Here is a 350-nt window from a genome sequence, read left to right as displayed (position 1 = left end):
GAGGGCGTTGGTGAGGTTCGTGTTCACCGCGTGAATCATGCCCCGGCTAACGCTCAGGAGCATGAGGCTGCTCGTCCGTCGCCGCAACACCAGTACCAACCGCCTTATGCGTCTGCGCAGCCGCGTCAACCGGTCCAGCAGCCGCCTGAAGCGCAGGTACCGCCGCAACATGCTCCGCGTCCAGCGCAGCCGGTGCAGCAGCCTGCCTATCAGCCGCAGCCTGAACAGCCGTTGCAGCAGCCAGTTTCGCCACAGGTCGCGCCAGCGCCGCAGCCTGTGCATTCAGCACCGCAACCGGCACAACAGGCTTTCCAGCCTGCAGAACCCGTAGCGGCACCACAGCCTGAGCC

At 66.0% G+C, this 350-nt stretch carries 1 pseudogene; it reads left to right on the top strand.

From position 1 onward, the window contains the following. Window positions 1–350 (top strand): annotated as a pseudogene (locus tag V5P19_RS23135) (cell division protein ZipA); the annotation flags it as partial.

The sequence above is a fragment of the Enterobacter sp. UNJFSC 003 genome, assembly GCF_036903355.1.
GTDB lineage: Bacteria > Pseudomonadota > Gammaproteobacteria > Enterobacterales > Enterobacteriaceae > Enterobacter.
Note: the sequence above shows the minus strand (reverse complement) of the source record. Positions and strands in the feature narration are given on the sequence as shown.